At 66.5% G+C, this 19,092-nt stretch carries 16 protein-coding genes; 9 read left to right on the top strand and 7 right to left on the bottom strand.

Going from position 1 to position 19,092, the window contains the following annotated elements:
- The first annotated feature begins 233 nt into the window (after positions 1–233).
- The gene (locus tag AC1VVG_RS13450) at positions 234–1,832 is read left to right on the top strand and encodes a multicopper oxidase family protein (RefSeq protein ID WP_482835746.1); all 1,599 of its coding nucleotides are present in this window, start codon (positions 234–236) and stop codon (positions 1,830–1,832) included.
- 182 nt (positions 1,833–2,014) lie between these two features.
- Here AC1VVG_RS13450 and AC1VVG_RS13445 read toward each other — a convergent pair whose 3' ends face one another.
- Together AC1VVG_RS13445 and AC1VVG_RS13440 are read right to left on the bottom strand one after the other, a co-directional pair.
- Positions 2,015–2,218: a cold-shock protein gene (locus AC1VVG_RS13445; RefSeq protein WP_006488945.1), complete on the bottom strand. Its 204-nt coding sequence runs from the start codon at positions 2,216–2,218 to the stop codon at positions 2,015–2,017.
- A gap of 88 nt (positions 2,219–2,306) precedes the next feature.
- On the bottom strand, positions 2,307–2,474 hold the full coding sequence (locus AC1VVG_RS13440; protein ID WP_154233702.1) for a hypothetical protein: 168 nt from the start codon (positions 2,472–2,474) through the stop codon (positions 2,307–2,309).
- Between the two features lie 290 nt (positions 2,475–2,764).
- On the opposite strand from AC1VVG_RS13440, the gene clpS reads away from it, so the two are divergent.
- The 4 genes from clpS to AC1VVG_RS13420 all read left to right on the top strand — a co-directional run bounded on the left by clpS (position 2,765) and on the right by AC1VVG_RS13420 (position 7,762).
- Positions 2,765–3,079, top strand: a complete 315-nt coding sequence (clpS, locus tag AC1VVG_RS13435) for an ATP-dependent Clp protease adapter ClpS (protein WP_006398529.1) — start codon at positions 2,765–2,767, stop codon at positions 3,077–3,079.
- Positions 3,076–5,376, top strand: a complete 2,301-nt coding sequence (gene clpA, locus AC1VVG_RS13430; RefSeq protein ID WP_034186321.1) for an ATP-dependent Clp protease ATP-binding subunit ClpA — start codon at positions 3,076–3,078, stop codon at positions 5,374–5,376. Before clpS ends, clpA begins: the two co-directional genes overlap by 4 nt.
- Positions 5,377–5,479: 103 nt before the next feature.
- A complete protein-coding gene (locus tag AC1VVG_RS13425; protein ID WP_034186341.1) occupies positions 5,480–6,859 on the top strand; it encodes an amino acid permease in 1,380 nt (459 codons plus the stop codon).
- 132 nt (positions 6,860–6,991) lie between these two features.
- A complete protein-coding gene (locus tag AC1VVG_RS13420) occupies positions 6,992–7,762 on the top strand; it encodes a COG4705 family protein (protein WP_482835745.1) in 771 nt (256 codons plus the stop codon).
- A 54-nt stretch (positions 7,763–7,816) separates the two neighbouring features.
- On the opposite strand, the gene dut is transcribed toward AC1VVG_RS13420, so the two are convergent.
- The 5 genes from dut to AC1VVG_RS13395 form a co-directional block, all read right to left on the bottom strand.
- Entirely contained in the window at positions 7,817–8,263 is a 447-nt protein-coding gene (gene dut, locus AC1VVG_RS13415; protein WP_034186320.1) for a dUTP diphosphatase, read from the bottom strand.
- A 55-nt stretch (positions 8,264–8,318) separates the two neighbouring features.
- Complete coding sequence (gene coaBC, locus AC1VVG_RS13410; RefSeq protein ID WP_482835744.1) at positions 8,319–9,530, bottom strand: bifunctional phosphopantothenoylcysteine decarboxylase/phosphopantothenate--cysteine ligase CoaBC; 1,212 nt, start codon at positions 9,528–9,530, stop codon at positions 8,319–8,321.
- Between the two features lie 67 nt (positions 9,531–9,597).
- Positions 9,598–10,098, bottom strand: a complete 501-nt coding sequence (gene lspA, locus AC1VVG_RS13405; RefSeq protein WP_034186318.1) for a signal peptidase II — start codon at positions 10,096–10,098, stop codon at positions 9,598–9,600.
- 2 nt (positions 10,099–10,100) lie between these two features.
- Positions 10,101–12,938, bottom strand: coding sequence for an isoleucine--tRNA ligase (gene ileS, locus AC1VVG_RS13400; protein WP_124609502.1), 2,838 nt, complete (start codon positions 12,936–12,938; stop codon positions 10,101–10,103).
- Positions 12,939–13,040: 102 nt separating this feature from the next.
- The gene (locus tag AC1VVG_RS13395) at positions 13,041–14,033 is read right to left on the bottom strand and encodes a bifunctional riboflavin kinase/FAD synthetase (protein ID WP_034186316.1); all 993 of its coding nucleotides are present in this window, start codon (positions 14,031–14,033) and stop codon (positions 13,041–13,043) included.
- 123 nt (positions 14,034–14,156) lie between these two features.
- On the opposite strand from AC1VVG_RS13395, the gene purN reads away from it, so the two are divergent.
- From purN to AC1VVG_RS13375, 4 genes are all read left to right on the top strand, one after another.
- Positions 14,157–14,819, top strand: coding sequence for a phosphoribosylglycinamide formyltransferase (gene purN / locus AC1VVG_RS13390; protein ID WP_034186315.1), 663 nt, complete (start codon positions 14,157–14,159; stop codon positions 14,817–14,819).
- A complete protein-coding gene (locus tag AC1VVG_RS13385) occupies positions 14,816–16,081 on the top strand; it encodes an RsmB/NOP family class I SAM-dependent RNA methyltransferase (protein ID WP_034186314.1) in 1,266 nt (421 codons plus the stop codon). Before purN ends, AC1VVG_RS13385 begins: the two co-directional genes overlap by 4 nt.
- A gap of 18 nt (positions 16,082–16,099) precedes the next feature.
- A complete protein-coding gene (locus tag AC1VVG_RS13380) occupies positions 16,100–17,482 on the top strand; it encodes a mechanosensitive ion channel family protein (RefSeq protein WP_482835743.1) in 1,383 nt (460 codons plus the stop codon).
- Positions 17,483–17,702: 220 nt separating this feature from the next.
- Positions 17,703–18,899 carry a DesA family fatty acid desaturase gene (locus AC1VVG_RS13375; RefSeq protein ID WP_034186312.1) on the top strand — a complete coding sequence of 399 codons (1,197 nt, stop codon included), beginning with the start codon at positions 17,703–17,705 and terminating at the stop codon, positions 18,897–18,899.
- The last annotated feature ends 193 nt before the right edge of the window (positions 18,900–19,092 follow it).

The following is a 19,092-nucleotide window of genomic DNA, read 5'->3' as shown; positions in this document are numbered from 1 at the left end:
GGCGGCTGGATGCGGCGGCGGGCATGGTTCAGGGCAGGGGCGATCGCTGCCGAAGGGCCGTAAGCAGCAGCGCTGCGGCGTATCGCCGCCCGGCCGGGGCGGCGCCGTTCGAGCGGAGCCAGCGGTTATGATGACGCGGGCATCAGGTTTCGCGTCGCGCACCGGCGGTCCGGCCGGCCGGCGCGTGCGTCGTGGCGGTCGTGCGACGCTGCATGGATAACGAGGATCGATTGATGAGACGGAGAACCTTCCTGTCGCGCGCCATCGGCGTCGCAGCCGCGTCGCTGTTCGCGCGCACCGCGTGGGCGCAGCATGCCGGTCATGCGGGCATGGCCGGCATGGATTCGATGGACGACATGCCGGCCATGTCGGGGATGGCGGACCATGCGGGGCACGGCAAGCCCGCGCCGGCCGCGCTCGCGGCCGCCGACGCGCTGCCGGCCGGCGCGCCGCTCGCGACGTTGCGCACGCTCGCGAACGAAAGCCGCGAGCCCGGTACGTTCCGGGCGACGCTGGTCGCGCAACCCGTCGCGCGCCCGATGCTGCGCGGCACGCGGCCGACCACGTTCTGGCAGTTCGGCGCGGGCGCGCAAGGCCCCGTCGTCGGCCCGCTGATCGACGTGCGCGAGGGCGACACGGTCGAAATCAAGTTCGTGAACCGGCTGCCGCAGCCGTCGACGATCCACTGGCACGGCCTGCCCGTGCCGCCCGACCAGGACGGCAATCCGTCCGATCCCGTCGCACCCGGCGCGTCGCGCGTGTACCGTTTCACGCTACCGAAGGGCAGCGCCGGCACTTACTGGTACCACCCGCATCCGCACATGATGACGGCCGAGCAGGTATTTCGCGGGCTGGCCGGCCCGTTCATCGTGCGCGCCGCGGACGATCCGCTCGCCGGCTGGCCCGAGCGCAACCTGTTCGTGTCGGACCTGAAGCTTGCGCGCGATGGCACGATTGCGCCGAACGACATGATGGACTGGATGAACGGCCGCGAAGGTCAGTTCGTCCTGGTCAACGGCGCGCGCCGGCCGCGCATCGACATCGCGGGCGACGAGCGCTGGCGCGTGTGGAACGCGTGCAGCGCGCGCTACCTGCGCGTCGCGTTCGACGACGGCCGTGCGTTCGAGCACGTGGGTACCGACGGCGGGCTGTTCGATGCGCCGCGCCGCGTGACGTCGTTGCTGATCGCGCCGGGCGAGCGTGCGGAGCTGCTCGTGCGCGCGGGCGACCGCGCATCGCGCGCGGTGCTGCAGGCGGCCGAATACGACCGCCGCAAGATGGCGATGTCGCACGACGACGGCCACGGCAGCCTGCCGCCCGATCCGGCGCTGGCACTGGCCGATGTCGCGTTCGCGCCCGCCGCCGCGCGCGCGTTGCCGGCCACGCTGCGCACGGTACCGCCGCTGGGCGAACCGGTTGCGCGCAAGACGGTCGAGTTCGGCGAGGAAATGGACATGGACGCGATGATGAAGGGCGCGGCGCACGGCCGGCCGGCCGGCATGCGCTTCATGATCAACGGCGAAACCTATGCGGCGCACCGTGCAACGCTGACGAGCCGCCGCGGCGACGTCGAGCGCTGGGAGATCCGCAACGGCACCGACATGGATCACCCGTTCCACCTGCACGGCACGCAGTTCCAGGTGATCGAGCGCGCGTCGGGCGGCGCGCGCACGACCGAACCGTTGCGCGCATGGCGCGATACCGTGAACGTGCGCAGCGGTGAAGCCGTGTCGATTCTCGTCACGCAAGACATGCCCGGAGAGCGCATGTTTCATTGCCACATTCTCGAACACGAGGATCTCGGCATGATGGGCACGCTGAAGGTCGTGTAACGAAGTCGTGAATATGTTTCACGTGCGGGATCGATATCCGATCTGCATGTGTGACAAGACAATGTGTGTTCAATTATCGGGATTGAACGAAAAGGCCGGCCAATCGATTATCGAATGGCCGGCCTCCAAAAAAAAGAAACCCGGCGCAATGCGCCGGGTTTCTTCGTCAGATATCCGATGCCTTATACGGCCTGGATGTTCGACGCTTGCTTGCCCTTCGGCCCTTGGACGACGTCAAAGCTCACCTTCTGGCCTTCCTTCAGCGTCTTGAAGCCATTCATGGTGATAGCCGAGAAGTGCGCAAACAGATCCTCACCGCCCTCGTCGGGAGTGATGAAACCGAAGCCCTTCGCGTCGTTGAACCATTTAACGATACCAGTTGCCATTTCCTACTTCCCCTGTCACACAGTCGCTGCTACTTACCACGAGCACGCTCGAAAAGCTAAACGACCGGAAAATGCAGCCGTTCCCCCCTCACAAGCTCACCTCGGCCTCATTCATTTCGCCAACCGGCGAATTGAAAAAAGTGCCAGCTTGATTGTTGGCGCTCTTTATTGGAGTGTCAAGAGGAATTTTTAGACGTTTAGAGGGTCGTTGTAAAGAACCCATTTTCAGGGTTTTTCCGGCTTTGCTTTGCAGCATGCCGCCGAGCGTCGGGGCTTGAAAAGCCGCATAATCGGCTCATATACCAGGCTCGAGTGACACGCGTTCGAGTCGTCCCGGCTTGTGGGATACTGGATGCGGACACGACGCTCCGGTGCAGTTGCCCCCTGACGGTTCGTGTTCCGCGCCACGCGTGAAAGCCGGCACCGCAGCCGGCTGTCGTATGGCACGAAGACGATAGCGTGTTCCGGGATACCGGGGAGGGCGCCGGCCGGTCGGTCGGGTTATGGCAGGATTGCGGGCCTGTCCGAGTTGTTTAGAATGGGTGTATGGCGATTATCCCGGACAAGCAGGACAGTACCGTCCTGGAACGCAAGCAGCAGAAGCTCAAGCCGCCTTCGATGTACAAGGTGGTGCTGCTGAACGACGACTTCACGCCGATGGAATTCGTCGTGATGGTGGTCCAGGAGTATTTCAAGAAGGATCGCGAGACGGCCACGCAGATCATGCTGAAGGTCCATCGCGAAGGGCGAGGGGTATGTGGGGTCTATACGCGGGACATCGCGTCGACCAAGGTTGAGCAAGTCGTTACCCATGCGCGGCAGGCCGGGCATCCGCTGCAGTGCGTGATGGAGGAAGCATGATTGCCCAGGAATTGGAAGTCAGCCTGCACATGGCGTTCATGGAAGCACGCCAGGCGCGCCATGAGTTCATCACGGTCGAGCACCTGCTGCTGGCCCTGCTGGATAATCCGACGGCAGCCGAGGTGTTGCGCGCGTGCGCGGCAAACATCGAGGACTTGCGTCAGAACCTGCGCAATTTCATCCACGACAACACACCGACCGTCCCGGGTACCGACGATGTCGATACCCAGCCGACGCTCGGTTTCCAGCGGGTGATCCAGCGCGCGATCATGCACGTCCAGTCGACGTCGAACGGCAAGAAGGAAGTCACCGGCGCGAACGTGCTGGTCGCGATCTTCGGCGAGAAGGATTCGCACGCCGTGTACTACCTGCAGCAGCAGGGCGTCACGCGCCTCGACGTGGTGAACTTCATTTCGCACGGCATCGCGAAGACGAACAACGGCGAAGCCGCGAAGTCGACCGACGCGAACGCGGAAAGCGAAGACGCGAACGCGCAGAAGGAAACGCCGCTCGCGCAGTTCACGCAGAACCTGAACCAGATGGCGAAGGACGGCCGCATCGATCCGCTGATCGGGCGCGAGCCCGAAGTCGAGCGCGTCGTGCAGGTGCTGTGCCGTCGCCGCAAGAACAATCCGCTGCTCGTCGGCGAAGCCGGCGTGGGCAAGACCGCGATCGCCGAAGGGCTCGCGTATCGCATCACGCGCGGCGAAGTGCCGGACATCCTCGCGAACGCGCAGGTGTACTCGCTCGACATGGGCGCGCTGCTCGCGGGCACCAAGTACCGCGGCGATTTCGAGCAGCGTCTGAAGACGGTGCTGAAGGAACTGAAGGAGCGCCCGCACGCGATCCTGTTCATCGACGAAATCCATACGCTGATCGGCGCGGGCGCCGCGTCGGGCGGCACGCTCGATGCGTCGAACCTGCTGAAGCCGGCGTTGTCGTCGGGCACGCTCAAGTGCATCGGCGCGACGACGTTCACCGAGTATCGCGGCATCTTCGAGAAGGATGCGGCGCTGTCGCGGCGCTTCCAGAAGGTCGACGTGACGGAGCCGAGCGTCGAGCAGACGGTCGCGATCCTGCGCGGGCTGAAATCGCGCTTCGAGGAGCATCACGGCGTCAAGTATTCGTCGGGTGCCCTGTCGGCCGCGGCCGAACTGTCGGCGCGCTTCATCACCGATCGTCACCTGCCGGACAAGGCGATCGACGTGATCGACGAGGCCGGCGCCGCGCAGCGCATCCTGCCGAAGTCGAAGCAGAAGAAGACGATCGGCAAGAGCGAGATCGAGGAAATCATCTCGAAGATCGCACGCGTGCCGGCGCAAAGCGTGTCGCAGGACGATCGCAGCAAGCTGCAGACGCTCGACCGCGACCTGAAGAGCGTCGTGTTCGGCCAGGATCCGGCGATCGACGCGCTCGCGGCCTCGATCAAGATGGCGCGCGCGGGGCTCGGCAAGATGGACAAGCCGATCGGCGCGTTCCTGTTCTCCGGCCCGACGGGCGTCGGCAAGACCGAAGTGGCGCGCCAGCTCGCGTTCACGCTCGGCATCGAGCTGATCCGTTTCGACATGTCGGAATACATGGAGCGTCACGCGGTGAGCCGCCTGATCGGCGCGCCGCCGGGTTACGTCGGGTTCGACCAGGGTGGCCTGTTGACCGAAGCCGTCACGAAGAAGCCGCATTGCGTGCTGCTGCTCGACGAAATCGAGAAGGCGCATCCGGACATCTTCAACGTGCTGCTGCAGGTGATGGACCACGGCACGCTGACGGACAACAACGGCCGCAAGGCGGATTTCCGCAACGTCATCATCATCATGACGACGAACGCGGGCGCCGAGTCGATGCAGAAGGCGACGATCGGCTTCACGACGCGCCGCGAAACGGGCGACGAGATGACCGACATCAAGCGCCTGTTCACGCCGGAGTTCCGCAACCGCCTGGATTCGATCATCAGCTTCCGCTCGCTCGATGAGGAAATCATCATGCGCGTGGTCGACAAGTTCCTGATCCAGCTCGAGGAACAGCTGCACGAGAAGAAGGTCGACGCGCTCTTCACCGACGCGTTGCGCAAGCATCTCGCGAAGCACGGCTTCGACCCGCTGATGGGCGCGCGGCCGATGCAACGGCTGATCCAGGACACGATCCGGCGCGCGCTGGCCGACGAGCTGCTGTTCGGCAAGCTCCTCAACGGCGGTCACGTGACGGTCGACGTCGACGAAAACGACAAGGTGCAGTTGTCGTTCGACAAGCTGGCGAATCCGCCGCACAAGCCGAACGAAGAGACGGTCGAAGTCGAGTAAGCGATAATTCGTTGTTCATGCGAACGGCGCGGGAAGTTCTCCGCGCCGTTTCGTTTTATCCGGCGCCGGCGGCGCGATGGTGGTGCAGGGGAGTGGTAACGCAGTGACACAACAACAACGGTCGTTCGACGATATCGTCGCGCGCGAACAAGGGTTGCGCCACGCGCTGACGTCGGGGCAGATGGCGATGATCGCGATCGGCGGCGCGATCGGCACGGGGCTGTTCCTCGGCAGCGGATTCGCGATCGGGCTCGCGGGCCCGAGCGTGCTCGTGTCCTATGCGATCGGCGCGCTGATCGCGCTGCTGCTGATGGGCGCGCTCGCGGAAATGACGGTCGCGCACCCGACGGCCGGCTCGTTCGGCGCGTATGCCGAGCACTACGTCGGCCCGCTCGCGGGCTTTCTGGTGCGCTATGCGTACTGGTTCGCGGTCGTATTCGCGATCGGTACCGAAATCAGCGCGATCGCCGTGTTCATGAAGTACTGGTTCCCCGCCGTACCCGGCTGGTACTGGGTGATCGGCTTCTCCGCGCTGCTGATCGCCGTGAATCTCGCCAGCGTCACGCTGTACGGCACGGTCGAATACGCGTTCTCGCTGCTGAAGATCGCGGCGATCGTCGTGTTCATCGTGCTCGGCGCGTATCTGGTCTGGTCGGCGCCGGCCGCATCGGGCATCGGTTTCGCCAACTACACCGCGCACGGCGGCTTCATGCCGAAGGGGCCGTGGGGCACCTGGGTCGCGGTGATCGTCGCGATCTTCAGCTACATGAGCATCGAAGCCGTCGCGATCGCAGCCGGCGAGGCGCGCGATCCGCAGCACGCGGTCACGCGCGCGTTCCGCTCGACGGTGTTCCGGCTCGTGCTGTTCTACCTGCTAACGCTGTCGCTGATGCTTGCGATCGTGCCGTGGACGGCGGCCGGTACCGACGAGAGCCCGTTCGTGAAGGTGATGGCCGCGACGCATGTGCCGTACGCGGCCGGCGTGATCAACTTCGTGCTGCTGGTCGCGGCGCTGTCGGCGATGAACAGCCAGCTCTACGTGACGACGCGGATGATGTTCAGCCTGTCGCGCGCGCGGCTCGCGCCCGCGGTGTTCGGCCGGCTCGGCGCGAACGGCGTGCCGCGCGCGGCGCTGTGGATCTCGACCAGCGGCGTCGCGGTCGCGGCCGTGCTGGTCGCGCTCGCGCCCGACACCGCGTTCACGGTGATGATGGCGATCGCGATGTTCGGCGCGCTGTTCACGTGGCTGATGATCTTCATCACGCACCTGCGCTTCCGTGCGCGGTATCGCGGCCCCGTGCTCGCGTTCCGGATGTGGGGCCACCCGTTCGGCAGCCTGCTCGGCGCGGCGCTCGTCGCGGCGATCCTGCTCACCACCGCGTTCACGCGCGAATTCCGGATGACGATGGTGGTCGGCGTCGTGTTCGCCGTGCTGCTGACGCTCGCGTACGCGCTGCATTATCGGCACGAACACGCGCGCTGACGGCGCCGGCGTACTCGTGCACCGGCTTCACGTTCGCTAAGGTTCCGTTAAGCCGGCGGCGACTACATTCGATCCTGTCCGCAAGGCGGGCCGGCACGCGCCGACTCGCCGCTTCCTGCAAATGGGGTTCGAATGAACAAACTTCCCGAAATCACGCTCGCGTTCTGGATCATGAAGATCTGCGCGACGACGCTCGGCGAAACCGGCGGCGACCTGCTGTCGATGACGCTGAACGTCGGCTACGCGGTGAGCTCGATCCTGCTGTTCGGTTTCTTTCTCGTGACGCTGGGCGCCCAGCTCCGGACGACGCGCTATCGCCCGGCGGTCTACTGGGCCGTGATCGTCGCGACGAGCACGGCCGGCACGACGATGTCCGACTTCATGGACCGCACGCTCGGCCTCGGCTACGCAGCCGGTTCGTCGATCCTCGTCGCGATCCTGCTGGCGATCTTCGCGGTCTGGCGCCTGAGCGGCGAATCGCTGTCGGTCGACCTGATCCGCACGCGCAAGGTCGAACTGCTGTACTGGAGCGCGATCCTGTTCTCGAACACGCTCGGCACCGCGCTCGGCGATTTCCTCGCGGACAGCTCGGGGCTCGGCTTCGGCGGCGGCGCGCTGCTGATCGGCGGGCTGCTGGCGGTGATCGTGCTCGCGCACTACTTCACGCGGATCTCCGGCGTGTTGCTATTCTGGGCCGCGTTCGTGCTCACGCGTCCGTTCGGCGCGACGGTCGGCGACCTGCTGACGAAGCCGGTCGCGAAGGGCGGCCTCGCGCTCGGGACGGTCGGCTCGTCGGCCGTGTTGCTCGCCGTGCTGGTCGCGATGGTGATCTATGCGAGCATCGCGCAGGCGCGGCGGCGCGAACCGGTGCCCGCGCGGATCGCGCAGCCGGCCGGCGAGTGACGATGAACGGAAAAGAAAAAGGGGCCGCGCGGCCCCTTTTTCGTGTGATGCCGATCAGTGGCGGCCGGTGCTGCCGAAGCCGCCTTCGCCGCGATCGCTCTCGGCGAAATCGTCGACGATGTTGAACTGCGCCTGCACGACCGGCACGATCACGAGCTGCGCGAGCCGTTCGAACGGGTTCAGCACGAACTCGGTCTGGCCGCGGTTCCACGTCGAGACCATCAACTGGCCCTGGTAGTCGGAGTCGATCAGGCCGACCAGGTTGCCGAGCACGATCCCGTGCTTGTGGCCGAGGCCCGAGCGCGGCAGGATCAGCGCCGCATAGCCGGGATCGGCGAGGTGGATCGCGAGGCCCGTCGGGACGAGCGTCGTTTCACCCGGCCGCAGCGTGACCGGGGCGTCGAGGCACGCGCGCAGGTCGAGGCCCGCGCTGCCGGTGGTCGCGTAGGCGGGCAGGTAGTCGCGCATGCGCGCGTCGAGAATCTTCAGGTCGAGTTTCATGCGGTCGTCGAATCGGTCGGGAAGGGCGCGGCGGCCAGCGCCGCCGCGCGGGTGATCAGATCAGGCGGTTGTCGGGCAGGCGCTTCGCGATTTCCGCGACGAGCGCATGCGCGAGTTCGTCCTTCGGGGCGCGCGGCAGGCGCGTGAGGCCGGCCGCTTCGAACAGCACGACTTCGTTGTCGTCGCGGCCGAACGTCAGCGGGCCGAGATTGCCGACGAGCAGCGGCACGTTCTTGCGCTTGCGCTTTTCGTCGCCGTGCACGTCGAGGTCGCCGCTTTCGGCCGCGAAACCGACGCAGAACGGCGGATCGGGCAGCGCCGCGACCGACGCGAGGATGTCGGGGTTCTCGACGAACGCGAGCGCCGGCATCTTGCGGTCGGCCGTCTTCTTCATCTTGTGCTCGGCCGGCTGATCGACGCGCCAGTCGGCCACCGCGGCCACCGCGATGAAGATGTCGGCATCGGCGACCGCATGCATCACCGCGTCGTACATCTGCTGCGCGGTCTGCACGTCCTGGCGGTACACGCCCCACGGCGTGTCGAGCGCGACCGGCCCCGCGACGAGATGCACGTCGGCGCCGGCCTGCTGCGCGGCGCGTGCGAGCGCGAAGCCCATCTTGCCGCTCGAGCGGTTCGTCAGGCCACGCACGGGATCGAGCGGTTCGAACGTCGGCCCGGCCGTGATCAGCACGCGCCGGTGCGCGAGCACCTTCGGCGCGAAGTGCGTGACGATGGCTTCATAGATCGCCTCGGGCTCGAGCATGCGGCCGTCGCCGACTTCCCCGCATGCCTGCGCACCCGAATCCGGGCCGAGCACCGACACGCCGTCCGCGCGCAGTTGCGCGGCGTTGCGCTGCGTGGCCGGGTTCTGCCACATCTGGCGGTTCATCGCGGGCACGACGAGCAGCGGACAGTCGCGTGCGACGCACAGCGTCGACAGGAGGTCATCGGCAAACCCGTGCGCGAGCTTCGCGAGGAAGTCCGTCGATGCTGGCGCGATCACGATCGCGTCGGCCTCGCGCGACAGGTCGATGTGCGCCATGTTGTTGTCGACGCGCGCATCCCACTGGCTCGTGTAGACGGGCCGGCCCGACAGCGCCTGCATCGTGACGGGCGTGATGAACTGGGTGGCCGCTTCGGTCATCGCGACCTGCACGGTCGCGCCGGCCTTCACGAGCAGCCGCGTGAGCTCGGCGATCTTGTAGCAGGCGATGCCGCCCGTCAGGCCGAGAACGAGGTGTTTTCCTGCGAGTTCTGCGTGTGCCAACTCAGGCCTCCAAGGGTCAAACGGAACGGCCGGCGCGAAGCCGGCCGTCGACGCCGAGTATGCGCGTTTAGCGCGAGCCGCGCACGCGACGCAGCTCGTCGTAGATCAGCAGTACCGCGCCGACCGTGATCGCGGAATCGGCGAGGTTGAACGCCGGGAAGTGCCAGGCGCCGAGGTGGAAATCGAGGAAGTCGATCACGTGGCCGTAGACGAGCCGGTCGATCACGTTGCCGAGCGCGCCGCCGAGGATCAGCGCGAGCGAGAGGCTGAACAGCCGCTGCTGGCCGTGGCGTTTCAGCAGGAAGCAGATCACGAGCGTCGCGCCGATGCCGAGCGCGGTGAACGCCCAGCGCTGCCAGCCGCCGGCGGTCGACAGGAAGCCGAACGCGGCGCCGCGGTTGTACACCAGCACGAGGTTGAAGAACGACGTCAGCGCGTGCTGCGCGCCGTACGCGAACGTTTTCAGGATCGCGATCTTCGACAACTGGTCGAACAGGATCACGATCAGCGAAATGCCGAGCCAGGGCGCAAGCGCGCCGCTGGCCGGTTTCGACAGGGTTTTCGCCATATTTAAGCAGCGCTCCGGATTTCGCCGTTTTCGAACAGGTTGGAGAAGCAGCGGCCGCACAGCGTCGGATGATCGGCGTGCGCGCCGACATCTTCGCGGTAGTGCCAGCAGCGTTCGCACTTCTGGTACTTCGAGGCGGCCACGTCGACGCTTTCCTGCGCTTCGTCGTCGACCTTGACGACCGTCGCGGCCGACGTGATCAGCACGAACTTCAGGTCGTCGCCGAGGCTCGTGAGCGCGTCGTAACGCGCGCCGCTCGCGTGCACGGCGACTTCGGCCTGCAGCGACGAGCCGATGCGGTTCGCGGTGCGCGCTTCCTCGAGTGCCTTCGTCACGTTGCCGCGCACCTCGCGCAGCAGCGCCCACTTCTCGATCAGCGCGGCCGAGCCGGCGACGTCCGGATACGCATAGTAGGTTTCCGTGAAGATCGTGTCGCTGGCCGGCTGGAACACCTTCCACGCTTCTTCCGCCGTGAACGACAGGAACGGCGCGAGCACGCGCAGCAGGCCGTGCGTCAGGTGGTACAGCGCCGTTTGTGCCGAGCGGCGCGCGCGCGAGTCGGCCGCGCTCGTGTACAGGCGGTCCTTCAGCACGTCGAGGTAGAAGCCGCCGAGATCTTCCGAGCAGTACGTCTGCAGCTTGGCGACGACCGGGTGGAATTCGTACTTCTCGTAGTGGCCGAGCAGCTCCGTTTGCAACTGCTGCGAGAACGCGACCGCATAGCGGTCGATCTCGAGCCATTCGTCGACCGGCACCGCGTGCTGCGCGAAGTCGAAGTCCGACAGGTTCGCGAGCAGGAAGCGCAGCGTGTTGCGGATGCGGCGATAACCTTCGGTCACGCGCTTCAGGATTTCCTCGGAGATCGCGAGTTCGCCCGAGTAGTCGGTCGACGCGATCCACAGACGGATGATTTCCGCGCCGAGGCGGTTCGCGACTTCATGCGGGTCGATCCCGTTGCCGAGCGACTTGCTCATCTTGCGGCCTTCGCCGTCGACCGTGAAACCGTGCGTGAGCAGGCCCTTGTACGGCGCGCGGCCGTCGATCATCGACGCGGTCAGCAGCGACGAGTGGAACCAGCCGCGATGCTGGTCCGAGCCTTCGAGGTACAGGTCGGCCGGGAATTGCAGCTGATCCTTGTGCGAGCCGCGCAGCACGTGCCAGTGCGTCGTGCCCGAGTCGAACCACACGTCGAGCGTGTCGCGGTTCTTTTCGTACAGGTTCGCGTCGTCGCCGATCAGCTCGCGCGGGTCGAGCGACTGCCATGCCTCGATGCCCGACTGCTCGACGCGCTTCGCGACTTCCTCGAGCAACTCCAGCGTGCGCGGATGCAGCTCGCCGGTTTCCTTGTGCACGAAGAACGCCATCGGCACGCCCCACTGGCGCTGGCGCGACAGCGTCCAGTCGGGACGGTTCGCGATCATGCTGAACAGGCGCTGCTTGCCCCACGACGGGTAGAACGCGGTTGCGTCGACGCCTTCGAGCGCCGTTTCACGCAGCGTCTTGCCGCCGTCGCGCGGGGTGACGTCCATGCCGGCGAACCACTGCGACGTGGCGCGGTAGATGATCGGCGTCTTGTGGCGCCAGCAGTGCATGTAGCTGTGCGTGTACTTCTCGCTGCGCAGCAGCGAGCCGGCCGCGTTCAGCGCGTCGACGATCTTCGGGTTCGCGTCCCAGATCGACAGGCCGCCGAACAGCGGCAGCGATTCGATGTAGCGGCCGTCGCCCATCACCGGGTTGATGAAGTCCGAATCGGTCATCCCGTGCGCCTTGCACGACATGAAGTCCTCGATGCCGTACGCGGGCGACGAGTGCACGACGCCGGTACCCGTGTCGGTCGTCACGTAGTCGCCGAGGTAGACGGGGGCCGTACGCTTGTAGCCGGGGTGGGCCGATGCGAGCGGGTGGTGGAAGCGCAGGTTGGCGAGCTTCACGCCCGGCGCGGTCGCGACGACGCGGCCCGTCAGCTTGAAGTCGGCCATGCAGGCTTCGACGCGCTCCTGCGCGATGATCAGCAGCCCGCGCTCGGTGTCGACCAGCGCGTAGACGATTTCCGGATGGAGGTTCAGCGCCTGGTTGGCGGGGATCGTCCACGGCGTGGTGGTCCAGATCACGATGCCGCCCTCGGCGCGCGGCAGTGCCGGCAGGCCGAACGCCTGCGCGGTCTTTTCCGGTTCCGCGAACGCGAACATCACGTCGATCGTCGGATCGGTGCGGTCCTTGTACTCGACTTCCGCCTCGGCGAGCGCCGAGCCGCAGTCGAAGCACCAGTTCACCGGCTTCAGCCCGCGGTACACGTAGCCTTTCTCGATGATCTTGCCGAGCGCGCGGATCTCTTCCGCCTCGTTCACGAAGTTCATCGTCTTGTACGGGTTCGCCCAGTCGCCGAGCACGCCGAGGCGCTTGAAGCCGACCTTCTGCTTCTCGATCTGCTCGGTTGCGTACGCACGCGCCTTGCTCATCACTTCGGCTGCCGGCAGCGACTTGCCGAACTGCTTCTCGATCTGGATTTCGATCGGCATGCCGTGGCAATCCCAGCCCGGCACGTACGGCGCGTCGAAGCCGGCCATGTTGCGCGACTTGACGACGATGTCCTTCAGGATCTTGTTGACCGCGTGGCCGAGGTGGATGTCGCCGTTCGCATACGGCGGGCCGTCGTGCAGGATGAACTTCGGGCGGCCCTTGCTGGCCGCGCGGATCTTCTCGTAGAGGCCGCGCTCCTCCCATTCCTTGACCCACTGCGGCTCGCGCTTGGGCAGGTCGCCGCGCATCGGGAACGGCGTGTCGAGCAGGTTGACCGGATACTTGGCCTGCGGTTTCGAATCGGCTTTCTTGTTGCTCATGATGGGATCGCTATCTAAATCGGGAGACGCTCGGGCGTCGTGAATCGGGGATGCGCGCGAGTGGGCGGCGCGAGGGTGCGGCGCCGGGCGCCGCCGTCCGGATCAGCTAATTCGGTCGGTTGCCGACGTCGAGAAGCCCGTGGCGCGGCTGCCCGGCGCCCGGTCGCGTTCGATGAAGTACGCGCGCGCGTTCGCGACGTCCAGGGCGATCGCGCGCGACAGCGCCTCGAGGTCGTCGAATTTCGCCTCGTCGCGCAGCTTCTTCAGGAATTCGACGCGGATGAGCTTGCCGTACGCGTCGCCATGCCAGTCCAGCAGGTGCACTTCGAGCAGCACGCGGCCGGAATCGTCGACGGTCGGGCGCAGGCCCAGGCTCGCGACGCCCGGCAGCGGGTCGGGGCCGAGGCCGTGCACCTGCACGACGAAGATGCCCGCGAGCGCCGGCCGCTTGTGCGCGATCGGCAGGTTCAGCGTCGGGAAACCGAGGTCGCGGCCGAGCTTCAGCCCGTGCGCGACGTGGCCGCTGATCGCGTAGCCGTGGCCGAGCGCCTGCGCGGCCGCGTCGAGATCGCCGGCCGCGAGCGCGGCGCGCACGCCCGAGCTGGAAATGCGCGTGCCGTCGCTGCCGGCCACCGTGCCCATCTGCTCGACCTCGAAGCCGTACTGCTCGCCGGCCGCCTTCAGCGTGTCGAAGGTGCCTGCGCGTTTCGCGCCGTAGCAGAAATCGTCGCCGACCATCATCCAGCGCGTGTGCAGCCCGTTCACCAGCGTGCGTTCGACGAACGCCTGCGGCGACTGGCTCGCGAAGGTATGGTTGAAGTGCTCGACGACGACGCGGTCGACACCGTGATCGCGCAGCGCCTCGAGCTTGTCGCGCAGCATCGCGATGCGCGGCGGCGCGCCGGCCGGATTGAAGAATTCGCGCGGGTGCGGCTCGAACGTCATCACGCACACGGGCAGGCCGCGCGCGTCCGCTGCCGCGCGCACGCGCGCGAGCAGGGCCTGGTGGCCGCGATGGACACCGTCGAAGTTGCCGATCGTCAGCGCGCACGGGGCACGGCTCTCGGCGTTGGGCAGGCCGCGGAAGACTTTCACGATAGCGGATGCAGCGGTCGGGGAATGGGCGGTGGGATGCCGCAAAGCAGAAGATTATAAACGTTCGGACGGGCCGGCGGCCGAGAAGGCGGGAAACGCGGGGGCGAATGGTAAAATTCGCGGATGAAAAAACTCGTGATCCTGATTTCCGGTCGCGGCAGCAACATGGAGGCCATCGTCCGCGCATGCGCGCAGGAACGCTGGCCGGCCGAGATTGCCGCCGTGATCGCCAACCGGCCCGATGCGGCCGGCCTGGCTTTTGCCGCGTCGCACGGGGTGGCGACGGCGGTGGTCGACCACCGGTCGTTCGACGGCCGCGACAGCTTTGACGCGGCGCTCGCCGCCGAGATCGACCGTTTCGCCCCCGATCTCGTCGTTCTCGCCGGCTTCATGCGCATCCTCACGCCCGCATTCGTCAGACGATACGAAGGCCGGCTGCTGAACATCCATCCGTCGCTGCTGCCGAGCTTCAAGGGTATCCATACGCATCAGCAGGCGCTCGACGCGGGCGTCGCGCTGCATGGCGCGAGCGTGCATTTCGTCATTCCCGAGCTCGACAGCGGCGCGATCGTCGCGCAGGGCGCGGTGCCCGTGCGTGCCGGCGACGACGCGGCCGCGCTCGCGCGGCGCGTGCTGAGCGTCGAGCATGTGCTGTATCCGCGCGCGGTGCGCTGGTTCGTCGAGGGGCGTCTGCGCCTCGAGAACGGCCGTGCAGTGGTCGCGCCGGAAGAGGCGCGCTGGATTTTCGCGGATCAACCGCATACCGAAACGAGCGAGGGCGTATGAAGCTGCACGGATTCCTGATTGGCCAGACCGAGACTTTGCTGGCCGAGGTGCTGAAATTCGCCGGCCCCGCCGATGCGACGACGAGCCGGTTCTTCCGCGCGCACCCGAAGCTCGGGCACGCCGAGCGCGGCGTGATTGCCGAGGCCGTGTTCGCGGTGCTGCGCCGGAAAATGGAGTTTTCGCACCTCGCCGAAAGCGGCACGGGTACGCCGGCGCGGCGCCTGACGCTGCTCGGCCTGATGCAGACGGTCGGCCGCAATGCGCTGAAGCCGTTCCTGTCCGACACCGAGTCCGCCTGGCTCGAGCACGTGTCGAAGATCGATCCGGCGAGCCTGCCGGTGCGCATTCGCTCGAACCTGCCCGACTGGATCCATCAGGCGCTGTCGGCCCGTTTCGATGGCGAGGAGCTCGCGCAGCTTGCCGCCGCGCTGAACTACCCGGCGCCGCTCGACCTGCGTGCCAACGCGCAGAAGGCGACGCGCGACCAGGTGATCGAAGCGCTGCGCGTGAGCGGCATCGAGGCGGGCGCGACGCCGTTCGCGCCGTTCGGCGTGCGGGTGGTCGGCAAGCCGGCGCTGACGCGCCTGAAGCTGTTCGAGGAAGGCGCGATCGAGGTGCAGGACGAAGGCAGCCAACTGCTGTGCTCGCTGGTCGCGCCGCGCCGCGGCGAAATGGTCGTCGACTTCTGCGCCGGTGCGGGCGGCAAGACGCTCGCGCTGGGCGCGATGATGCGCTCGACCGGGCGGCTCTATGCGTTCGACGTGTCGGAGAAGCGCCTCGCGAAGCTGAAGCCGCGCCTCGCGCGCAGCGGGCTGTCGAACGTGAACCCGGTGCTGATCGACAGCGAGCACGACGCGAAGATCAAGCGGCTCGCCGGCAAGATCGACCGCGTGCTGGTCGACGCGCCGTGCAGCGGCCTCGGCACGCTGCGCCGCAATCCGGACCTGAAGTGGCGCCAGTCGCGCACGGCGATCGACGAGCTGACACCGAAGCAGGCGTCGATCCTCGCGAGCGCCGCGCGTCTCGTGAAGAAGGGCGGGCGGCTCGTCTATGCGACCTGCAGCGTGCTCGACGCCGAGAACGAGCGCATCGTCGAACAGTTCCTGGCGGATCATCCCGAGTTCGTGCTGGTGCCGGCGCAGAAGGTGCTGGCCGACCAGCGCATCGAGCTGGAGACGGGCGACTACCTGTCGCTGTGGCCGCATCGACACGCGACCGACGGCTTCTTCGCCGCGGTGCTCGAACGGCGCGCCGCGCAGTAACGACTGCCCGGACGGACGATGGAAAATCTGCAGAGCCGCCTGCTGTCGCACCGGCTGGAATCGGTCATTCGTGACTTCCACCAGCCGGTGATGATCTGGCAGGCGGCGATTCTCGTCGGCGCGCTGTGCTTCGCGTGGGTGACCGCGCGCTTCGTGCACGGCCGCATCGATGCGCGCCGCCGGGCGGCCGGACGTGCGCCCGGCGCGGGCGCGCAAAGCCTGAAGCGCGCGTTGTTCCCGTTGTTCGGCAGCGTCTTCGTCGGCGCCGCGCAACTCGCGTTCGACCCGTTCATGTCGACGTCGCTGCTGCAGCTCGCGCTCGTGCCGCTGTTCGGCATCGGGTTGATCTACGTGCTGTTCTTCTTCGCGCGGCGCGTGTTCGCGCGCGACGGCCACACGCATGCGTGGCTGTCGATCGTCGAGAAGGTGGTGTCGACCGTCGTGTGGGCCGCGATGGTGCTGACCGTGCTCGGGATCCAGCGCGACGTGCTCGGCTGGCTCGACAGCGTGCAGTTCCGCGTCGCCAATGCGCATCTCACGCTGCTGTCGGTGATCTCGGGCGCGCTGTGGGTGTGCGTGACGCTGATGGTCGCGATGTGGCTCGGCTCGGTGCTCGAGGATCGCCTCACGCGCGCGAGCACGCTCGACGCGAACCTGAAGGTCGTGCTGTCGCGGGTCGGCCGCGCGCTGCTCGTGTTCGCGGCGATCCTGATCGGGCTGTCGCTGGTCGGCATCGACGTGACCGTGCTCGGCGTGTTCGGCGGCGCGGTGGGCGTCGGTCTCGGCTTCGGGCTGCAGAAGATCGCGAGCAACTACGTGTCGGGCTTCATCATCCTGCTCGACCGCTCGCTGCGGCTCGGCGACGCGATCAGCGTCGGCGGGCTGCAGGGCGTCGTCACGCAGATCCGCACGCGCTACACGGTCGTGCGCGGCCTCGACGGTAACGAGACACTGATCCCGAACGAGAAGCTGATCACCGACGTCGTACAGAACCAGTCGTCTTACCTGACGCGCGGTTATGCGAAGGTCGCGGTGCAGGTCGCGTACACGAGCGACGTCGAGCACGCGCTCGCGCTGCTCGCCGACGCGGCGAAGGACGTGCCGCGCGTGCTGGCGGAGCCCGCGCCGACGCCGTATCTGGTGAGTTTCGGTACGGACGGGATCGACCTGGAGCTTGGTTTCTGGATCGAGGATTCCGCGAAAGGCACGTCGGGCGTGCGTTCGAGCGTGAACCGCAACATCTGGCGGTTGTTCAGCGAGCACGGGATCTCGATTCCGTTTCCGCAGCGCGAGGTGCGCGTGGTCGGATTGCCGGACGGTTTTCCCGCCGCCGGTACGACGGCCGGGCCCGATCCGGCGGCCGCGAACGGCGCGGCGAACGGGCGCGCACCGGCTGCATAGCGCGCGCCGGCCGTCAAATGCTTTGACCCCGCGGCCGGAACCGGATCGCACGCCCGTCCAAGTCCGCCCGTGGACTGCTCCGGTTGCGCCAGGGCAAGAAAATATTCATTTTTTACAAAGACTTGGAACGGTTGAAGTAGAATCCAAGTCTATACGCGGTATGCTTTCATTTTTCTGACGCCTGCGCGAGCCGGCGTCGCTCTCATCACAGGTAACTGCCTTGTTGAATTCCCTGCTCGATTTTCTTTCCCACGGGCTCCTGCGTTTTTCGTGGTGGCAGGTCGCGCTGTTCGCGCTCGCCGTCACGCACGTCACGATCATCGGCGTGACGGTCTATCTGCACCGCTGCCAGGCGCATCGTGCGCTGGAACTGCATCCGATCGCGAGCCACTTCTTCCGGCTGTGGCTGTGGATGACGACCGGCATGCTGACGGGCCAGTGGGCCGCGATTCACCGCAAGCACCATGCGAAGTGCGAGACCGAGGAAGATCCGCACAGCCCGCAGACGCGCGGGATCTGGAAGGTGTTCCTCGAGGGCGCGGAACTGTATCGCGCGGAAGCGAAGAACGAAGAGACGATGCGCAAGTTCAGCCACGGCACGCCGAACGACTGGGTCGAGCGCAATGTCTATTCGAAGTACCCGATTCTCGGCATCAGCCTGATGATGGTGATCGACGTCGCGCTGTTCGGCGTGATCGGCCTGACCGTGTGGGCCGTGCAGATGGTCTGGATCCCGTTCTGGGCGGCTGGCGTCGTCAACGGCTTCGGTCACTTCTGGGGCTATCGCAACTTCAACTCGGCCGACGCGAGCACGAACCTGTTCCCGTGGGGCATCGTGATCGGCGGTGAAGAACTGCACAACAACCACCACACGTTCGCGACGTCGGCGAAGCTGTCGAACAAGTGGTACGAGTTCGACATCGGCTGGATGTACATCCGCATCATGTCGGCGTTCGGTCTCGCGAAGGTGAAGAAGGTTGCGCCCACGCCGCGCCTGAACAAGCCGAAGACGGTGCTCGACCAGGAAACGCTGCAGGCCGTGCTGTCGAACCGCTACGAAGTGATGGCGCGCTACGGCAAGGCCGTGAAGCGTGCGTACCGCCAGGAGCTCGCGCACCTGAAGGAACTCGGCTCGAGCGAGAAGTACCAGCTGATGCGCGGTGCGCGCAAGTGGTTCCACAAGGACGCCGACGGCCTCGACGAGCCGCAGAAGAAGCTGCTGCCGGAAATCTTCGCGAACAGCCAGAAGCTGCATACGTACTTCCAGCTGCGCCAGGACCTGGCCGCGATCTGGGATCGTTCGACCGCGTCGCGCGAACAGCTCCTCGCGCAATTGCAGGATTGGTGCCATCGCGCGGAACAAAGCGGCATCAAGGCGCTGCAGGAATTCGCGACGCGCCTGCGTCGCTACGCCTGATTCGAAATCGATTAGAATCTCAGGACGTCACAAACCCCGCGTTGGCGGGGTTTTTTCATTTGGGCCGCCGGTTTTGATGGGCGTTCGGCAGGGCGGATTGGTATGAAGCTTGGGGCGGTGGCGAGCGGGTGCCCCGGGCGAGCAGGGGAGCGGAGCAGGCGCCGAGCACCCCACTCCGGCCGACCGCGAAGCA

Source organism: Burkholderia sp. L-4, assembly GCF_056856535.1.
This window is presented reverse-complemented; position numbering and strand designations above follow the sequence as displayed.

Excerpts from the sequence above, each read along its gene's own strand:
- AC1VVG_RS13450 (WP_482835746.1), top strand. The coding sequence starts at position 234 with ATGAGACGGAGAACCTTCCTGTCGCGCGCCATCGGCGTCGCAGCCGCG.
- AC1VVG_RS13445 (WP_006488945.1), bottom strand. The coding sequence starts at position 2,218 with ATGGCAACTGGTATCGTTAAATGGTTCAACGACGCGAAGGGCTTCGGT.
- AC1VVG_RS13440 (WP_154233702.1), bottom strand. The coding sequence starts at position 2,474 with ATGCTGCAAAGCAAAGCCGGAAAAACCCTGAAAATGGGTTCTTTACAA.
- clpS (WP_006398529.1), top strand. The coding sequence starts at position 2,765 with ATGGCGATTATCCCGGACAAGCAGGACAGTACCGTCCTGGAACGCAAG.
- clpA (WP_034186321.1), top strand. The coding sequence starts at position 3,076 with ATGATTGCCCAGGAATTGGAAGTCAGCCTGCACATGGCGTTCATGGAA.
- AC1VVG_RS13420 (WP_482835745.1), top strand. The coding sequence starts at position 6,992 with ATGAACAAACTTCCCGAAATCACGCTCGCGTTCTGGATCATGAAGATC.
- dut (WP_034186320.1), bottom strand. The coding sequence starts at position 8,263 with ATGAAACTCGACCTGAAGATTCTCGACGCGCGCATGCGCGACTACCTG.
- lspA (WP_034186318.1), bottom strand. The coding sequence starts at position 10,098 with ATGGCGAAAACCCTGTCGAAACCGGCCAGCGGCGCGCTTGCGCCCTGG.
- ileS (WP_124609502.1), bottom strand. The coding sequence starts at position 12,938 with ATGAGCAACAAGAAAGCCGATTCGAAACCGCAGGCCAAGTATCCGGTC.
- purN (WP_034186315.1), top strand. The coding sequence starts at position 14,157 with ATGAAAAAACTCGTGATCCTGATTTCCGGTCGCGGCAGCAACATGGAG.
- AC1VVG_RS13385 (WP_034186314.1), top strand. The coding sequence starts at position 14,816 with ATGAAGCTGCACGGATTCCTGATTGGCCAGACCGAGACTTTGCTGGCC.
- AC1VVG_RS13380 (WP_482835743.1), top strand. The coding sequence starts at position 16,100 with ATGGAAAATCTGCAGAGCCGCCTGCTGTCGCACCGGCTGGAATCGGTC.